Annotated in this window: 13 protein-coding genes; 4 read left to right on the top strand and 9 right to left on the bottom strand. The window is 68.9% G+C overall.

Translation table 11 applies throughout. The features are described from left to right. The first annotated feature begins 132 nt into the window (after positions 1-132). The gene (locus BLP88_RS17825) at positions 133-2,589 is read left to right on the top strand and encodes a polysaccharide lyase 8 family protein (protein WP_245679915.1); all 2,457 of its coding nucleotides are present in this window, start codon (positions 133-135) and stop codon (positions 2,587-2,589) included. 85 nt (positions 2,590-2,674) lie between these two features. Here the strand turns inward: BLP88_RS17825 and gabT are convergent, their stop codons facing one another. Both gabT and BLP88_RS17815 read right to left on the bottom strand, forming a co-directional pair. Then, entirely contained in the window at positions 2,675-4,030 is a 1,356-nt protein-coding gene (gabT, locus tag BLP88_RS17820) for a 4-aminobutyrate--2-oxoglutarate transaminase (RefSeq protein WP_074591439.1), read from the bottom strand. Positions 4,031-4,072: 42 nt separating this feature from the next. Further along, the gene (locus BLP88_RS17815) at positions 4,073-5,503 is read right to left on the bottom strand and encodes a gamma-aminobutyraldehyde dehydrogenase (protein WP_074591471.1); all 1,431 of its coding nucleotides are present in this window, start codon (positions 5,501-5,503) and stop codon (positions 4,073-4,075) included. A gap of 144 nt (positions 5,504-5,647) precedes the next feature. Between BLP88_RS17815 and BLP88_RS17810 the strand changes: the two genes are divergently transcribed. The 3 genes from BLP88_RS17810 to BLP88_RS17800 all read left to right on the top strand — a co-directional run bounded on the left by BLP88_RS17810 (position 5,648) and on the right by BLP88_RS17800 (position 9,084). Continuing rightward, complete coding sequence (locus BLP88_RS17810) at positions 5,648-7,090, top strand: PucR family transcriptional regulator (RefSeq protein ID WP_074591437.1); 1,443 nt, start codon at positions 5,648-5,650, stop codon at positions 7,088-7,090. Positions 7,091-7,168: 78 nt separating this feature from the next. After that, positions 7,169-8,407 carry an MFS transporter gene (locus BLP88_RS17805; RefSeq protein ID WP_074591435.1) on the top strand — a complete coding sequence of 413 codons (1,239 nt, stop codon included), beginning with the start codon at positions 7,169-7,171 and terminating at the stop codon, positions 8,405-8,407. Further along, a complete protein-coding gene (locus BLP88_RS17800; protein ID WP_074591433.1) occupies positions 8,404-9,084 on the top strand; it encodes a FadR/GntR family transcriptional regulator in 681 nt (226 codons plus the stop codon). The genes BLP88_RS17805 and BLP88_RS17800 overlap by 4 nt, the downstream gene beginning before the upstream one ends. 7 nt (positions 9,085-9,091) lie before the next feature. Here the strand turns inward: BLP88_RS17800 and BLP88_RS17795 are convergent, their stop codons facing one another. From BLP88_RS17795 to BLP88_RS17765, 7 genes are all read right to left on the bottom strand, one after another. Then, positions 9,092-10,450, bottom strand: a complete 1,359-nt coding sequence (locus BLP88_RS17795; protein WP_074591431.1) for an MBL fold metallo-hydrolase — start codon at positions 10,448-10,450, stop codon at positions 9,092-9,094. Positions 10,451-10,527: 77 nt separating this feature from the next. Continuing rightward, positions 10,528-11,994 (bottom strand): FAD-dependent oxidoreductase, encoded by a 1,467-nt coding sequence (locus tag BLP88_RS17790; RefSeq protein ID WP_074591429.1) that lies wholly within the window; start codon positions 11,992-11,994, stop codon positions 10,528-10,530. 45 nt (positions 11,995-12,039) lie between these two features. Continuing rightward, positions 12,040-13,296, bottom strand: coding sequence for a uroporphyrinogen-III C-methyltransferase (gene cobA, locus BLP88_RS17785; protein ID WP_074591427.1), 1,257 nt, complete (start codon positions 13,294-13,296; stop codon positions 12,040-12,042). Positions 13,297-13,401: 105 nt separating this feature from the next. Beyond that, positions 13,402-14,445, bottom strand: coding sequence for an LLM class flavin-dependent oxidoreductase (locus BLP88_RS17780; protein WP_074591425.1), 1,044 nt, complete (start codon positions 14,443-14,445; stop codon positions 13,402-13,404). 247 nt (positions 14,446-14,692) lie between these two features. Then, entirely contained in the window at positions 14,693-15,622 is a 930-nt protein-coding gene (locus BLP88_RS17775; RefSeq protein WP_074591423.1) for an ABC transporter permease, read from the bottom strand. Continuing rightward, the gene (locus tag BLP88_RS17770; protein ID WP_074591422.1) at positions 15,612-16,355 is read right to left on the bottom strand and encodes an ABC transporter ATP-binding protein; all 744 of its coding nucleotides are present in this window, start codon (positions 16,353-16,355) and stop codon (positions 15,612-15,614) included. Before BLP88_RS17770 ends, BLP88_RS17775 begins: the two co-directional genes overlap by 11 nt. Before the next feature lie 109 nt (positions 16,356-16,464). Then, on the bottom strand, positions 16,465-17,185 hold a 721-nt coding region (locus BLP88_RS17765; protein ID WP_175453595.1), incomplete at its 5' end, for an ABC transporter substrate-binding protein.

The following is a 17,185-nucleotide window of genomic DNA, read 5'->3' as shown; positions in this document are numbered from 1 at the left end:
CCAGTATCGCCGCCCAGGCTCGGCGCCGGGGAAGAGAGGTTCTGAGCACTTTTGTTCATTTGCATTGAGGTGCACAGATTCCGGACATAGCGTGACCCCGATCACCCTTTCCCCCACCGCGGAGGCACGCTCTTGTCTCGATTCAAGCAGTCCCTATTCGACCGGTCCCGATCCAACCTCAATCGGCGCACCCTGCTCACCCTCATGGGAGCCGCGGCGGTGTTCGCCGGCACCGCGCCCGCAGCCGCCGGCGAAGACCCCTTGGCCGGGCTCATCGCCCGGCGCCGGCTCATGCTCGCCGGTGACGGCAGCGCCGCCTCCGTCCCGGAGCTCGCGGAGGCGCTGAAGGCCATGAGCGGGAGCGCCGCGGCCACCTGGCAGTCCATGATCACGCCCAGCGGCACCTCGGGCCTGTGGGCCGACCTCCCCCTCACCGGCATCGGGAGCGCCGCAGCGGCCACGGGCAACATGGGCGTGAGCTTCAACCGTCTCTACGAGCTTGCACTGGCCTACGGCACGGCAGGCTCGGCACAGCATGGCAATGCCGCGCTTGCCGGGGACCTGGTGTCCGCCCTGTCCTACCTGAGCACCACCGCCTACAAAGCCGGCATGCCGGCCACGGGCAACTGGTGGTTCTGGGAAATCGGGGTGCCGCGCAAAGCCGCCGACATCCTGGTCCTCCTGCACGACGTGGTTCCCGCGGAACTCCGCACCGCGCTGATGGCCGCCGCCCGCTACTTCACCCCGGATCCCAACTGGCGCGGCCGGGGCACGGGCTTCGCCGAAACCGGGGCCAACCGCACCGACAAGGCTCTCTCCTGTGCCCTGCGCGGCATCCTGGACGGACGGCCCGACGAGGTCGCCCTGGCCCGCGATGCCCTGAGCGACACGGTGGGCGGCGGCAGGAACAGCGTGTTCGGCTACGTCAGCAGCGGTGACGGGTTCTACACGGACGGCTCCTTCGTGCAGCACACGTACCTCCCCTACGTGGGCACCTACGGTGTGGTGACCCTCGGCGGCATCGCGGAGATCCTGGGCCTGCTCGGCGGCAGCGGCTGGGATGTCACGGACCCGAAGAAGTCCGTGGTCCTGGATGCCGTGGAATCCGCGTATGCCCCGTTCATCTGGAACGGCCGGATGATGGATGCCGTGCGCGGACGTGCCGTGTCCCGGCAGAAAAACCCCGACTACGTGGACGGCGCCGCCGCCCTGACCGCCATCCTCCTGCTGGCACCGGGCGCCGGCGAGCCGTACCGCGGCCGCTACCTCGCGCTCGTCAAGGGCTGGCTGCAGCGCGCCAGCCTCACCTTGTACGGCCTGCCCGGCCAGAGCATCGCCAAGTCGCTGCTGGTGACGTCAGCCCTGGCGGATCCAACGGTCACCGCCGCTCCCGCGCCCGTCTTCACGAAGGCCTTCGGGGACCAGGACCGGCTCGTTCACCACCGCCCCGGCTTCAGCGCGGTGGTGAACATCTCCTCGAAGCGGATCGGCCGCTACGAATGGGGCAACTTCGAAAACAACCTGGGCTGGTACCAGGGCGACGGGCTGACCTTCTACTACATCCCGGCCGCCCCGGACCAATACAGTGCCGACTTCTGGCCCACCGTGGACCCGTACCGCCTGCCCGGCACCACCGTGACCGCGGAGCCCCGGGTCAACGGCGCGGCGAACGGCACGGGCATCCCCCGGGCCTTCCAGGCCTTCGCCGGCGGCCTGGACCTGGACGGGCGCTGGGGCATCCAGGGCATGGACCACCTGAACTTCAACAGGACACTGAGCGCCCGGAAGTCCTGGTTCTTCCTGGACAACAAGGTGGTGTGCCTTGGCGCCGGGATCGCCTCGGCGTCCGGTTACGAGGTCTTCACCACCGTGGACAACCGCTCCTTCGCGCCCGGCACCGTGCCGGACCTCCGCACGGACAGCCGGACCCGTGTCCTCGGGGCGGGCAGCGCCGCCGTCAAGGTCAGGCGCAACGTCCACATTCCCGGGCACGGCGGCTACGTCTTCCTTCCCGGGGAGAACGTCAGCGGGGACATCGACGTGCAGGTCATCCGGCGGACGGGCGACTGGAAGACCATCAATTCCGGTTCGGATACGGGCGGCAGCGACCAGCCGAGGACCCGCGACTACGTCACCCTCACCCACCACCACGGCACGGACCCGCAGGGCGGCGGCTACGCCTACATCGCCCTCCCCGGCGCCGTCCAGTCCGTGACCTTCACCGAATCCGACAACCCCACCATCACGGTCCTGGCCAACAACGCCGGCGCCCAGATGATCCGGGACCAAAGCCAGGACCTGCTTCTGGCGAACTTCTTCGCCGCCACCGCGCCCGGGCAGCCCGTCCACGGCGTCACCAGCAGCGGCCCCTGCTCCCTCGCGATCCGCGAGGAGGCCGGAAAGGTGACGGTTGCGCTCTCGGACCCCAGCCGCACCCAGCCGCTCGCCCGGGTGACGCTGGACGGCGTGGCCGCCTCCGCCGTCGTCGACGCCGATCCGGGGGTCACGCTGCTCGGCACGGCGCCGCTGGCCCTGGAGTTCGCGCTCGACGGGCACGGCCACTCGAAGCGGGTGGTTCTCTCCCGCTAGGGCTTAACGCAAAGAGCGGACACAGGATCGCTGTGTCCGCTCTTTTGCGAGGCCAGACGTCTTTGTCCGTCTGGAGGACTATTGGCTAGGCGTGGGCCTTGATGGCCTTGGCCAGGACGTCGAGGCCGTCCAGCAGCACGTCGTCGCTGATGACCAGCGCCGGCAGCAGGCGGATGACGTTTCCGTAGGTGCCGCAGGTGAGGATGATGACGCCCTCGGCGAGGCAGGCGGCGGCAACGGCCTTGGTCAGTTCCGGGTTCGGTTCCTTGGAGCCGGGCTGCACGAGCTCGATGGCCAGCATCGCGCCGCGGCCGCGGACGTCGCCCACCACGGACACCTCGGAGGCCAGTTCGTTGAGCTTGCCGAGGGCGAGTTCTTCGATGTGGCGGGCACGGGCGTTGAGGTCGTACTGCTCCATGGTGCCGATCGCAGCCAAGGCTGCGGCACAGGCAACCGGGTTGCCGCCGTAGGTGCCGCCGAGGCCGCCCGGGTGGACGGCGTCGAGCAGGTCTGCGCGGCCGGTGATGGCGGACAGCGGCATGCCGCCGGCGATGCCCTTGGCCATGGTGATGATGTCCGGGACGACGCCCTCGTGGTTGACGGCGAACCATTCACCGGTGCGGCAGAAGCCGGACTGGACCTCGTCGGCGATGAAGACGATGCCCTTTTCCTTGGCCCAGGCGGCCAGGGCCGGGAGGAAGCCTTCGGCCGGGACGATGAAGCCGCCCTCGCCCTGGATCGGTTCGATGATGATCGCGGCAACCTGGTCGCCGCCGATCTGCTTCTCGATGGCGAGGATGGCGCGCTTGGCGGCCTCGGCGCCGGTGATCTCCGGGTTTTCCTCGCGGAACGGGTAGCTCATCGGCATGCGGTAGACCTCGGGCGCGAACGGGCCGAAGTTGGTCTTGTACGGCATGGCCTTGGCGGTGAGCGCCATGGTCAGGTTGGTGCGGCCGTGGTAGGCGTGGTCGAAAGCGACGACGGCGTCACGGCCGGTGGCCAGGCGGGCCACCTTGACGGCGTTTTCCACGGCTTCGGCGCCGGAGTTGAACAGCACGGTGCGCTTGGCGTGGTCGCCCGGGGTGAGCCGGTTCAGCTGCTCGGCCACGGCGACGTAACCCTCGTAGGGGGTCACCATGAAGCAGGTGTGGGTGAAGTGCGCGGTGGCTTCCTGGACGGCGGCGACGACGGCGGGGTCGGAGGCGCCGACGCTGGTCACGGCGATGCCGGAGCCGAGGTCGATGAAGGAGTTGCCGTCGACGTCGCGGATGATGCCGCCGTCGGCGTCCTCAACGTAGACCGGGACGCCGGAAGCGACGCCGGCGGCGACGACGGCGGAGCGGCGGGCGGCCAGTTCCTGGGACTTCGGGCCCGGGAAGGCGCCGGTGATGTTGCGCTTCTGCTCAAGGCGGTAAGTGAGCTCAGGTGCGGTTGCAGTCATTGGTGTTTCTTTCTTTGCTGAATCTCGAAAAGACTCGGGTTTTCAGGCGTCGAGGGAGGACATGACGTGCTTGATGCGCGTGTAGTCCTCGACGCCGTACATGGAGAGGTCCTTGCCGTAGCCGGACTGCTTGAAGCCGCCGTGCGGCATTTCAGCGGTCAGCAGGATGTGGGTGTTGATCCATACTGCGCCGAAGTCCAGGTCGCGGCTGACGCGCATGGCGGTGCCGTGGTCGGTGGTCCAGACGCTGGAAGCCAGGGCGTATTCGACGTCGTTGGCCAGTTCGACGGCCTCGGCCTCGGTGGTGAACTTCTGGACCGTGATAACAGGGCCGAAGGTTTCCTTCTGGACGATGTCATCGTCCTGGTGGGCGCCGGTGATGATGGTGGGCTCGAAGAAGAAGCCCTTCTCGCCCGCGCGGTGGCCGCCGGTTTCGATCCTGCAGTGCGCCGGCAGGTGCTCCACCACGGAGCTGACGGCATTGAAGTGGTTCACGTTGTTCAGCGGGCCGAAGTAGTTGTCTTCGTCGTTCTGCGAACCGGTCTGCAGCGTCTTGGTGTGTTCGACCATGGCCGCGACCACCTCGTCGTGGACCGAGTCCTCGATCAGCACGCGGGTGATGGCCGTGCAGTCCTGTCCGGCGTTGAAGAACGCGAACTCGGCGATCGCCGCGGCGCTCTTCTTGATGTCCGCGTCCTTGAAGACGATGGCCGGTGCCTTGCCGCCGAGCTCCAGGTGTGCGCGCTTGAGGCCCTTCGCCGCGCTCGCGGCAACGGCGATGCCGGCACGCACGGAACCGGTGATGGACACCAGGCCGGGTACCTTGTGCTCGGTCATCAGGCTGCCGGTGGCGGCGTTGCCCAGGACCACGTTGACCACACCGGCCGGGAAGATCTCACCGATCAGGCGGGCCAGGACCAGGGTGGACTCCGGGGTGGTGTCCGAAGGCTTGAGGACCACGGTGTTGCCCGCGGCCAGGGCCGGGCCAAGCTTCCAGATGGCCATCAGGAAGGGGTAGTTCCACGGGGCCACCTGGGCCACGACGCCGATCGGCTCGCGGCGCACGTAGGAGGTGTGGCCCTCGAAGTACTCGCCGGCGGACTTACCTTCGAGCAGGCGGGCGGCGCCGGCGAAGAAGCGCAGCTGGTCCGCGCCCGCGGCGACTTCCTCGGACGCGATCAGGGAACGGACCTGGCCGGTGTTGCGGTGCTGGGCCTCGACGAGCTCGTCGCTGTTGGCTTCGACGGCGTCGGCAAGCTTGAGGAGCAGCAGCTGGCGCTGGCCCGGGGTCACCTGCTTCCAGGTAGTGAATGCTTCCTTGGCTGCATTCATGGCCGCGTCGACATCCGCGGACACCGAAATGGGCGACTTTGCGACCACTTCGCCGTTCGTCGGGTTCACGACGTCCAGCAGCTCGGTGCCTGCGGGCGTGACGAACTCCCCGTTGATGAAGTTCTGCAAGGTTTGGACCACGGTGTACAACCCTCTTTCGGTGTCTAGGTGTTGTTTACAGCACATCCGAGCCTATGCCAGTGGTCCGCACCACGGAATAGCCAGCTGCACACCTGACGCAGACGCTCTTAGTGCGAATGACCAGCGCCGGGCTATCCTCTTTGCATGGCAATGTCCCTCTCCGCGCTTCTCGCCGTGCCGTCCCTGAACCTCCGGAAGGCGGGGCTCGCGGATACCACTTGGAACTCGGACATCCGGTGGGTGGCAGTGACCGAGTTGGAGGATCCGCAGCGTTTCCTCAACGGCGGCGAACTCATCCTCACCACCGGCCTGCGGCTCAACGGCGCCCCGGAGCAGCGCCGCTTCGTGCGCCAGGTGCAGCGGGCCGGCGCCGTCGGCATCGGCTTCGGAACCGGCCTCAGCCACGAATCCGTCCCGCCGGCCCTGATCGCCGAGGCCAACCGCTGGGGCCTGCCCCTGGTGGAGGTGCCCTACGAAACGCCGTTCATCGCCATCGGCAAGCTGGTGGCCGATTCGCAGTCCGCGGACCACTACTCGAAGCTGGAACGGCTCATCGCTGGCCACCAGATCCTCGCCCGGGCGCTGCTCACCGGCGGCGGTCTCGGCGAACTCCTCAAGCAGCTGGGCAGCATGCTGCGCACCGACGTCGCGCTCACCCAGTTCAGCGCCCAGCTCTACAACAGCATCCCGGGATCCCCCGCCCCGACCACCGAAAACTGGTCCTCCTACCCCATTCCCACCGGCCGCCGCGACGCCTGCACGCTGTGGCTGCGCCACCCCTTCGGCGACACAGGAATCGTCAGCTATGCCCAGAACCTCATCAGCGTCGAGCTGAACAACATGGTCAAGCAGCGCCAGAGCCAGCGCGCCCTGGCCGGCCAGGTGCTGGACGACGTCATCCACGGCACCCTGGACACCATCGAAGCGGCGCGCCGCCTGGCCGGCGTCGGGATCAACAGCACCCGCAAGAACGTGGTCCTGCTGGCGGTCTCGAGCGCCCACCACAAGCAGCTGGTCAGCACCTCACTGCCGCAGTCCCTCGACGGGGCGGTGAGCGCCGTGGTCGGGAGGGACCTCGTGACGGTGGTGCCCGACGACGGTTCCTCTGCGAGCGCGCTGGCCAGGGACCTGAGCGAGCACCTGCTGGAGGCCGGGATCCACGCGCTGATCGGGATCGGCGGCGCGTACACGAAGCCCAACGGAGTGCGCTGGAGCTACTTCGAAGCACGCGACGCCGTGGCGCACGGCCTGCCCGTCAACGAGCCCGAGCGGCTCAGCCTGACCTCCCTGCTGCTGGCCAGCGAAGACGTTCCCCTGGCGGACATGGCCGCCGAAGCCCTCACGCCCCTGCAGAAGTTCGACGCCGCCCACGGCTCCGAACTCGTAGCGACCCTGGAGAGCTACCTGAACAACAACGGATCGGTGGCCGCGGTGGCCGAGGCCCTTACCCTGCACCGCAACACCGTGCGGTACCGGCTGGCCCAGATCACCGAGCTCAGCGGCTACGACCCCGCGCAGACCGCGGACCGGGTGCAGCTCTGGCTGGCCCTCGCGGTGCAGCGGCTCGGCGCCCGCCAGCCGCGCTAAGCGCGTCCCGCAGGCGGCACCGGAGACATTCCCCACAAAAGTCGGCATCGAAAACGTCAAACGTCTAACCTTTAAGCCATGGCGACCTCGATACCTTCCCAGACCGTGTCTGCTTCCGTCCTGCCCAAACGCAAGCTCGTGGTCGTCGCCGGCGTCGCGGCGGTCGCCCTGATCGGCCTGAACCTGCGCGCCGGGATTACCAGCGCCGCCGCGCTCTTCCACGAACTCCAAGTGGTCCTGGGCTACGGCCCCGTAGTCGCCTCCGTACTGCCCACCATCCCACTGCTGTGCTTCGCGTTCGCCGGACTGGCCACGCCAATGCTGGTGCGGAAGACCGGCGTCGAGAAGGCCATCCTGGTCTCCCTCACCCTGCTGGCCGCGGGCCTGCTGGTCCGCGGTATCCCCACCACGGGTGTCCTGCTCGCCGGGACCGTGCTGGCCATGTGCGGGCTCGCCGTCTGCAACGTCGCCATGCCCGTCTTCATCCGCGAGCACTATGCCGCGAAGACCCCGGTGATGACCGGTCTCTACACCTTCACGATGTCCGGCGGCGCCACCATCGCGGCCTCGGTCAGCGTTCCGATGGCTCAGCAGCTCGGCTCGCCCTCGCTGGGCCTCGCCGCGTGGGGGATCCTGGGCGTCGCCGCCCTCCTCGGCTTCCTGCCCATCGTGGTGCACACCCATCGGAAGGCCGCCCACAAGGACACCGGACGCGTGTCCATGTGGCCCATGCTGCGCACCCGCCACGGCCTGCTAATCACCGCCGTCTTCACTTTCCAGGGCTTCCTGGCCTACGGGGTGATGAGCTGGTTCGCTTACCTGCTGACCAACCGCGGGCTGGGGGCCACCGAAAGCGGCCTGCAGTTCGGGCTGATGCAGATCGTTTCGGTGTTCGCCGGCATGGCGCTGCTGGCCTTCGGCTCCCGGCCGGGCATGCTGCGCCCCGCCTTCTACCTGGCCAGCACCACCACCCTGACCGGCATCGTGGCCATGCTGCTGCTGCCGGTGACCTGGGCCGCCGTCCCGGCAGTACTGACCGGCTTCGGCCTGGGCATCTTCCCTCTGGTGCTGATGGTGATCAGCCGCAGCGGGCGTTCGACGGCGGAAACCACCGCCCTCTCCACGGTGGCCCAATCGCTGGGCTACCTGATCGCGGCGGCCGGTCCGTTCGGCGTCGGCCTCCTACACAGCGCGAGCGGCGGCTGGACGCTGCCCCTCGGCCTGCTGGTCGTGGCCGCCCTGGCCCTGATGGTTTCCTGCCATTTCATGACGGCCAACGGCGTACTGCCGCAGGCCGGCCGGAAGAGCGTCGCATGAGCCTGACACCTGTACACCGCCCCGTCCTCGCCGACGAAGTCACGGCCCGCCTCCGCGGCATGATCCAATCCGGCGAATGGCCCCTGGAAGAGCGGATTCCCGCCGAACCGGAACTCATGGCGCAGCTCTCGGTCTCCCGCGGCACCCTGCGTGAAGCAATCAAGGCGCTGGCGCACAGCGGCATGCTGGAGGTCCGCCGCGGGGACGGCACCTATGTCCGCGCCACGAGCGAGATGTCCGGGGCGGCCCGGCGCATGTACCAGGACCACACCCCGCAGCATGTCCTCGAGGTCCGGCTGGCGCTGGACACCCAGGCCGCACGCCTGGCCGCGGGTAACGCCGCGGCCGCGGACATCGAGGCGATGCGCGGGCTGCTGCGCACCTGGCGGGAGGCCTGGGCTGCCGGGGACCACGACACCTGGGCCAAGGCCGACTGGGCGTTCCACGACCTGGTGGCCAAGGCGTCCGGCAATCCGCTGCTGCACGAGCTCTACGCCAGTTTCAGCGGCGCCATGCACGCGGACCTCCTCATCCAGCGCCAGCGGGCCGGCTTCAACGGAGTCCCTTCGGCGGGCCATGAGGAACTCGTCGACGCGCTCGAGGCACGGGACGCCGCGGCCGCCGTCGAAAGCGTCAACCGGAACCTGGACTCCTGCGCCGAATGGCTCAGGGGCTAAGCGCCGGTCAGCCGCTGACGGTTCCCGGGGCGTCGCGGAACCGGGCATCGATAAGTACCACCTCGCGCCCTGCCCTGTGCAGCAGGCTCGCCGCGACGCCGGCCCGGTACCCCGAGGTGCAGTAGACCCAGGTCCGGCGCTCCGGCAGCCCGGCCAGGCCGGCAAGGAGTTCATGCAGGGGCAGGTTCACGGCCCCGGCCACATGCGATGCCGCGAATTCCTCGGCGCGGCGGACATCAAGCAGCGTGTCCTCTTCCACCCGGTCCCTGGTGAAGCCCCGCCAGTCCGTGCGCGGGTAGCCGGTCAGCGGAACGTCCGGGGCCAAGGCGCCCGGGTCATCGCCCACTGCCACGTCCGGGGAGTCGATGCCGATCCGGGCCAGATCGCGGATGGCCTGCTCCACGTCTTCCCGGGAACCGGCCAGGGTCAGCGGCTGCCCCCACGGCAGCACCCAGCCCAGGTAGCTGGTGAAGCTGGATCCGCTGCCGTATTCGAAGCTGGCGCTGCCGCGCAGGTGGCTGGCCGCAAACGCCACCCGGTTGCGCAGGTCCACCACCCATTCCCCGGCCTCGAGCCTGTTCCGCAGTTCCCCGGGATCCACGTTCTCCGGGACCGCTGTGGGGGCGGGCCCGGGCCCGGCCTCGTTGAGCGGGCGCATGTGCGCGTAGTAGGAGGGGTAGGCCGCCACGGCGGCCAGCAGGCCGGCCACGAAATGCTCCTCGTCCGGATCGGTCAGGGCGTGGTTGGAGGCCAGCTGCTCCCCCACCGTGGACGCCCGCGCCCGGGACGGCGGTCCGCTCGAGCAGAACGAGCCGAAGCCGTGGGTGGGGTAAAGCTCCGCCTCCGGGCCCGCATCCTCGGCGAGCCGGCGCACCGAGGCGTACTGCGCATGCGCGAGCGGCGCGGTGTCCGACGCCGCCACCAGGTCCGTCCGGCCCACCGAACCGTAGAGCAGGCTGCCGCCGGAGAACACGGCCCGGCGTCCGGCGTCGGGCCCGTCCGCGTCCTGGACCACATAGGCGAGGTGCGTGTGGGTGTGGCCCGGGGTCGCAAGGACCTTCACGGAGAGGCTGCCCACCCGGAACAGCTGCCCGTCCCGGACCGGCTCGCGGTCGAACTCGACGGCGTCCGCGGCGTTCACCAGGTACCGGGCGCCATGCTTTTGGGCAAGGACCAGGCCGCCCGTCAGGTAATCGTTGTGGATGTGGGTTTCGGCAACGTGGGTGATGGCCACCCCGGCGTCGCGGGCGGCCGCCTCGACGCGGTCCGTGTCCCGCTGGGGGTCGATTACCAGGCCCACCGTGCCGTCATGCACGAGGTAGCTGCGGTCCCCCAGCTGGGTCGTTTCGATGACGACGACGTCCATGCTTCAGCTTAAGGCACGCCGGTTAAAACAACGCGGGGCCACTCCATCGAGTGACCCCGCCCTGCGTGAAACGGCTGCTAGACGTTGGCGGCGACGCCGTCCCGGGAGATGTCGATCATCTCGTCGCGGGCAACAACCTTGATGCGTTCGCGCTGGACCTCCACGCCGTGCGAGGTGCCGGCCTCGGAGGCCGCCGCGCCGAGCGCGAGCTCGTGGGCGTCCAGGGCCAGCCAGCCTTCCCAGCTGGTGAACTTCACGCCGCGGGCGTCGAGGAGTTCGACGACGGCGTCCGCCTCGGGAGCGGCGGCGAAGGGCAGGTTTTCGCGGTCTTCGAGCAGGTAGGTGACGGTCTCGAGGGCGTCACCCTTGGTGTGGCCGATCAGGCCGACCGGGCCGCGCTTGATCCAGCCGGTGGCGTACAGGCCGGGGACGTGCTCGCCGGATGCGTCCAGGACGCGGCCGCCGTCGTTGGTGATGACACCCTTCGTGTGGTCGAACTCGACGTCCGGCAGGGCCGAACCGAAGTAGCCGATGGCGCGGTAGACGGCCTGGACCGGGTAGTCGATGAACTCGCCGGTGCCGCGGGCGTTTCCGGTGCCGTCCAGTTCGGTGCGCTCGAACTTGATGCCGGCCACCTTGCCGGGGGTTTCGGCGGAGTCCACGATCTCCACCGGGCTGTGCAGGAAGTGCAGGTGCAGGCGGCGGGAGGCCTTCAGCTCGGAGAGGTCCTCGGGCTGCTCGGCGATCCAGTTGGTGAGCGTGCCCACCATGGTCTTGACCTGGTTGTTCGTCTGGATGGCTTCATCGGAGGCCTCGTCGAACTCGAAGTCCTCGGCGTAGAGGATGATGTCCACGTCCTTGGAGTGGGACAGTTCGCGCAGTTCCAGCGGGGTGAACTTCACCTGGGCGGGGCCGCGGCGGCCGAACACGTGCACGTCGGTGACCGGGGAGTTCTTCAGGCCGGCGTAGACGTTGTCCGGGATTTCGGTGACCAGGAGGTCGTCGGCGTGCTTGGAGAGGACACGGGCCACGTCCAGGGCCACGTTGCCGTTGCCGAGGACGGCGATCTCCTTGGCCTCCAGCGGCCATTCGCGGGAGACGTCCGGGTGGCCGTCGTACCAGGAAACGAAGTCGGCGCCGCCGTAGGAGCCGTCCAGTTCGATGCCCGGGATGTTCAGGTCCGCGTCCTTGATGGCACCGGTGGCGAAGATGACAGCGTCGTAGTGCTTGCGGAGGTCCTCGATGGACAGGTCCGTGCCGTAGTCCACGTTGCCGAAGAAGCGGATGTCGCCGCGGTCCAGCACCTTGTGCAGGGCGTTCACGATGCCCTTGATGCGGGGGTGGTCCGGGGCCACGCCGTAGCGGATCAGGCCGTAGGGGGCGGGATAGCGGTCGAAGAGGTCGATGCTGACGTTCAGCTCGCCGCTCTTGACGGCTTCGCTCTTGGTGAGGATGTCCGCGGCGTAGACGCCGGCCGGGCCGGAGCCGATGACGGCAACGCGCAGCGGGCGCTCGACGGATCCTACGGTGGTGCTTGATGACACGGCTGTGTTCCTTATCTTCGGCGCGGGGCTGTGTTTGGCGCGGGGCTAGAGGGCTGCTGCCCGGGGTTTGTTCGGAGTCAAAGTGCTGTAGTTGGCGGTCTTGAAGTGTGCGGGGGCGAAGGGGCTCACGCGCACGACGTCGCCGATCACCACCACTGCGGGGTTGGCCACACCGCTGGCTTCCGCCTGGTCCGCAATGCTTGCCAGGGTGCCGATGGTGACGCGCTGTTCGGGCATGTAGCCGTTCTCTACGATACCTACCGGCGTGTCCAGGGGCATTCCGGAGGCGGCGAGGGCTGCCGTGGATTCGCGGAGTTTGGCCACGCCCATGAGCAGGATCACAGTGTGGTCCGGGCGGGCGGGGACTTCGGTGAGCTCCTCGTGGCCGGTGACCACGCTGAAGCCCTTGGCGAGCCCGCGGTGGGTCACCGGGATGCCGGCGGCAGCAGGGACGGAGATGGCGGAGGTGACGCCGGGAACCACTTCGACCTCGACGCCGTGCTGCCGGCAGAACTCTGCTTCCTCGCCGCCGCGGCCCAGCACATAAGGGTCGCCGCCCTTGAGCCGGACCACGCGGTGGCCTGCGAGGGCTTCGTCCACGAGGATGCGGTTGATCTCCAGTTGCGGGACGGGGTGGTGGCCGGGGGTCTTGCCGACCTCGATGATGCGGACCTCGGGAGCCAGTTCGCCGAGCAGGTCACGCGGACCGAGGCGGTCTGACACGACGACGTCGGCCTGGGCCAGGAGACGGCGGCCGCGGACCGTGATGAGCCCGGTGTCGCCGGGACCGCCACCCACGAGGGCGACGGAACCCTGGTGCGCGCGCTTGCGGCGCAGCGGCAGGTCACCCGTTTCCAGGGCGGTGGCGACGGCGTCGCGCAGGGCCATCGCGCGGCGCGGGTCTCCCCCGGCGTTGACGGCGATCTTCACGTCGTCGACGACGGCGACGGCGGGGGTCCAGGCGGCGGAGGCTTCGTGGTCGGAGGCGTTGACGCACCAGATGCGCTGCGCTTCGGCGTCGGCGGCAACCCGGGCGTCCACGGCGGCAACGCCGGTGGCGGTCTGCACGAACCAGACGCCGTCGACGTCGGAGGAGCGGTAGTCGCGCGCTTCCCAGGCGAGCAGGCCGGCGTCGGCGAGTTCGCGGAGCGCGGGAGAGGCAACGGGGGCGACGACGGTGACCTCTGCCCCGGCGTCGAGCAGTCCCTTGGCGCGGCGCGCGGCAACGGGGCCGCCGCCCACCACCAGCACGGGGCGGCCGAGAAGGCGCAGTGCCGTGGGATAGATGTCCTGTATTGCCATGAAAAGACTGTAGGGCGGGGCCGTAACATGCTTCAAAGCTCCGGAAACACCGGTTAACGCTAAGTAATCCTGCGTCACATTGTTACTTGCCCGGCCGCCCCTTCTTCAGGCGTTCACCTTCCAGCCCAGCGCCGGGGCGATGTGCTCGGCGATATTGGCCAGGAGCTTGGCGTTGTAGTCGACGCCGAGCTGGTTGGGGACCGTCAGCATGAGGGTGTCGGCTGCCTGCACGGCGGCATCCTTGGCGAGTTCCTCGGCCAGCGCGTCGGGTTCGCCGATGTAGCTCCTGCCGAAACGGGAGAGGGCGCCGTCCAGCATGCCCACCTGGTCGCGTCCGTCAACCTGGGCGCGGAGACCGAAGTAGTGGCGGTCTTCGTCGTCGACCACCGGCAGGACGCTGCGGCTGACCGAAACCCGCGGCTCGAAACCATGCCCGGCGGCGGCCCAGGCCTCCCGGAAGAGCTGGATCTGTTCGGCCTGCAGCTGGTCGAAGGGCACACCGGTGTCCTCTGTCAGCAGGGTGGAACTCATGAGGTTCATGCCCTGCTCGGCCGCCCAGACGGCGGTCTTCCGGGTTCCGGCGCCCCACCAGATGCGCTCGGGGAGTCCGGGCGAGGTGGGCTGGACGGGGAGTAGTCCGGTGCCGCCGCCGGCGTAGGCGGGGTCGGCGGGAGCGACTCCGCGGCCGGCGATCGCGTGCCGGAACAGCTCGGTGTGGCGCCGGGCCATGGCTGCCGGGTCTTCGCCGTCGGCAGGGACATAGCCGAAGGCCGCGGCGCCGTTGAGGGCCGGTTCGGGTGAGCCGCGGCTGATGCCCAGCTGCAGCCTGCCGCCGCTGATCAGGTCCGTGGCCGCGGCCTCTTCGGCCATGTACAAGGGGTTTTCGTAGCGCATGTCGATGACGCCGGTGCCCATTTCGATCCGGCTGGTCCGGGCAGCGATGGCGGAGAGCAGGGGGAAGGGCGCGGCCTGCTGGCGGGCGAAGTGGTGGACGCGGAAGAACGCACCGTCGATGCCGATCTCCTCGGCCGCCACCGCGAGTTCGATGCCCTGCAGCAACGCATCCCGCGCGGTCTGGACCCGGGATCCCTGGGCACGGCCCCAATGCCCGAAAGAAAGGAAGCCGATGCGCTGGGGATGTGGTGTCATGTGCGCGTCAACACCCGGACGGGCCGGGGAATTCCTGCGGGTCGGCGAGGCGGATCGTGGAAGGCGCGGCCGCCGTCGTGGGGCACTTTGCCGGCCAGTACGGGCGGAGCCGGCCAAACCGGCCGGCGTGGCGTGTCGAAGTGCCCCGGTTCGGCGCCGTTGTGGCAGGCACCCCAGCGCCGGGAAACGCAAGGGCCCGACGGCGGAAGGTCGCCGTCGGGCCCTGAATTGCGTTACGCAGGGGTGCTCAGCGGGTGCCGCCGGCCAGCAGGCCGCGGCGCTGCAGGAGCCGCTTCTCGATCGGGCCGAACACGAGCAGTTCGATCAGGATGCCCACGGCGAGGATCAGCAGGATCGCGGACATCACAGTGGCCATGTCCGAAAGCAGGCGGCCCTGGTCGAGCAGGGAGCCCAGGCCGAAGCCGATGCTGCCGCCGGTGGCGATGATTTCGGCGGCCATGAGGGAGCGCCAGGAGAAGGCCCAGCCCTGCTTGAGGCCGCCGAGGTAGCCGGGAAGGGCAGCGGGAAGGACGATCTGCAGCGCCATCTGGAGCCGGTTGGCGCCGAGGACCTTGCCCACGCTGCGGTACTGCGGCGGGATCTGGTCCACGCCGGAGATGAGCCCGTTGATGATGGACGGAATGGCGCCCATGAACACCACGAAGTACACGGTGGCATCGGTGAGGCCGAACCAGATGATGGCGGCCGGAACCCAGGCGACAGACGGCAGCACCTGCAGGCCCGAAATCAGCGGTCCGAAGGCACGGCGCAATGGCGCGGCCTGGGCCAGCAGCAGGCCCACCGGGGTGGCGATGACAACGCTGATCAGGAAGCCGAAGAGGCCGCGCTGCAGCGATGTCCATACCGATTCCTGGACCTTGCCCTCGGACCACAGCACACCCATCTGGCCCAGCACATCGAGGGGGCCGGGTACCAGGTCACGGCGTTTGAGGCCGAGCGACACATAGAACTGCCAGACGAGGATCAGCACCACCAGCGCGGCGATCGGCAGCAGCACGCGGCTCCAGTCGATCCCGGCCTTGGCCTGGGTATCCGACTGGAGTTTGTCCAGGCCGGCTTCGAGGTCGCGCAGGTCCTCCGGGTTGCCCTTGAGGACGGGCGAGGTGATGTGCTCGCTGGGTTCGGTCACGGGGCGGACATCCTGTTCAGTTGGCATGGCGGCGGATCTCCTCGCGCAGGCGGCGGGTAATGGTCGCGGTCAGTTCCCCTGCCTGGCCGGCGTCCGTGCGGTGTTCCTCGGTGACGTCCCATTCGGCCACCACGCGGCCGGGACGGGAGGACAGCAGGAGCACGCGCTGGCCCAGGCGGACCGCTTCGCGCACGTTGTGGGTCACGAACACGATGGTCCGGCCGGTTTCCTTCCAGATCCGTTCCAGCTCATCGTGCAGCAGATCGCGGGTAATGGCATCCAGCGCGGCGAACGGTTCGTCCATGAGGAGCAGTTGCCGGTCCTGTGCAAGGGAACGGGCCAGGGCCACGCGCTGGCGCATGCCGCCGGACAGCTCGTGCGGGCGCTTCTCCCCCGCCCCGCCGAGGTGCACCAGTTCGAGCAGCTCGGTGGCGCGGGCGCTGCGTTCGGCCCTGCTGCTGCGCTTGCCGGAGTTCCTGTCGGCAAGCTGCAGGGCGAGTTCGATGTTGCCGCGGGCGGTCAGCCACGGGAACAGCGCAGAGTCCTGGAACATGAAGGCGGCGCCGTCGGCCGGCACTTCCAGCGCGCCCGACGTCGGATGTTCCAGTCCCGCGAGGATGTTCAGCAGGGTGGACTTGCCGCAGCCCGAGGCACCGAGGAGGGCGACGAACTCGCCCTTCGCGATGGTGGCGTTGACGTCGTCCAGCACCGGGGCGCCGTCGCCGAAGCGTTTACCCAGATGTTCCAGTACGACTGGCATGATCCCGTCCTTTGCGTTGCTTGGTTGTTGAATGTGCGCCCAACTAGCTCGCAGTTGTTGTCGTTTTGAGGCCTCACGACGACAACAACTGCCAGTTAGTTGGGGTGGTTCAGTCCTGGCCGAGGCCGGCGGCGGAGGTCTTCGCGCCGGTGATCTCGTTCAGGGTGCGGAGGTCGAAGATGCCGGTGATGTCGGCCTGTTTGGTGGTGCCGGCGTCGATGCCGTCCTGCAGGAGTTTCTGGAAGGTCCCGGCCAGCGGGTCGGTGGTGAAGGTGATGTTCTTCAGGGACCGGGCGATCACGTCCGCGGCCAGCGGCTTGCCGGCGCTGTCCTTCAGGGCGGCGTTGATCACCGAGGCCTTCTCCGCCGCCGGGGCCGTGGTCAGCCACTCGACCGAGGCCACGTGGCCCTTGAGCAGGGCCTTGACGGTCTCGGGGTGTTCGTCGGCGAACTTCTTGTTCACGATCAGCACGGTGGTGACGAACTCGCCCTTGTCCCAGAGGTCCTTCTCATCGACCAGGACCTTCCCGCCGGCCTGCAGCACCAGGCGGGAGGCCCAGGGCTCGGGCACCCAGGCGCCGTCGATCTTGCTGTCCTGGAACAGCTTCAGGGTCTGGGCGTTCTCGGTGGGGTTGATGTTCACATCCCCGCTGCCGTCGGTGGAGGTCTTGTAGCCCTGCTTGCCCAGCCAGGCCCGCAGCGCCACGTCCTGGGTGCCGCCCAGCTGCGGGGAGGCCAGGGTCTTGCCCTTGAGCTGCGCCGCGGAGCTGATCCCGGGCTTGACGACCAGCTGCGCGCCGCCCGCGGCGGCGCCGGCGATGATCCGGATG

Origin of the sequence: Arthrobacter cupressi (genome assembly GCF_900099975.1) — a bacterium.
GTDB lineage: Bacteria > Actinomycetota > Actinomycetes > Actinomycetales > Micrococcaceae > Arthrobacter > Arthrobacter cupressi.
The sequence above is the reverse complement of the archived record's forward strand: the minus strand, read 5'-3'. Positions and strand labels throughout refer to the sequence as shown.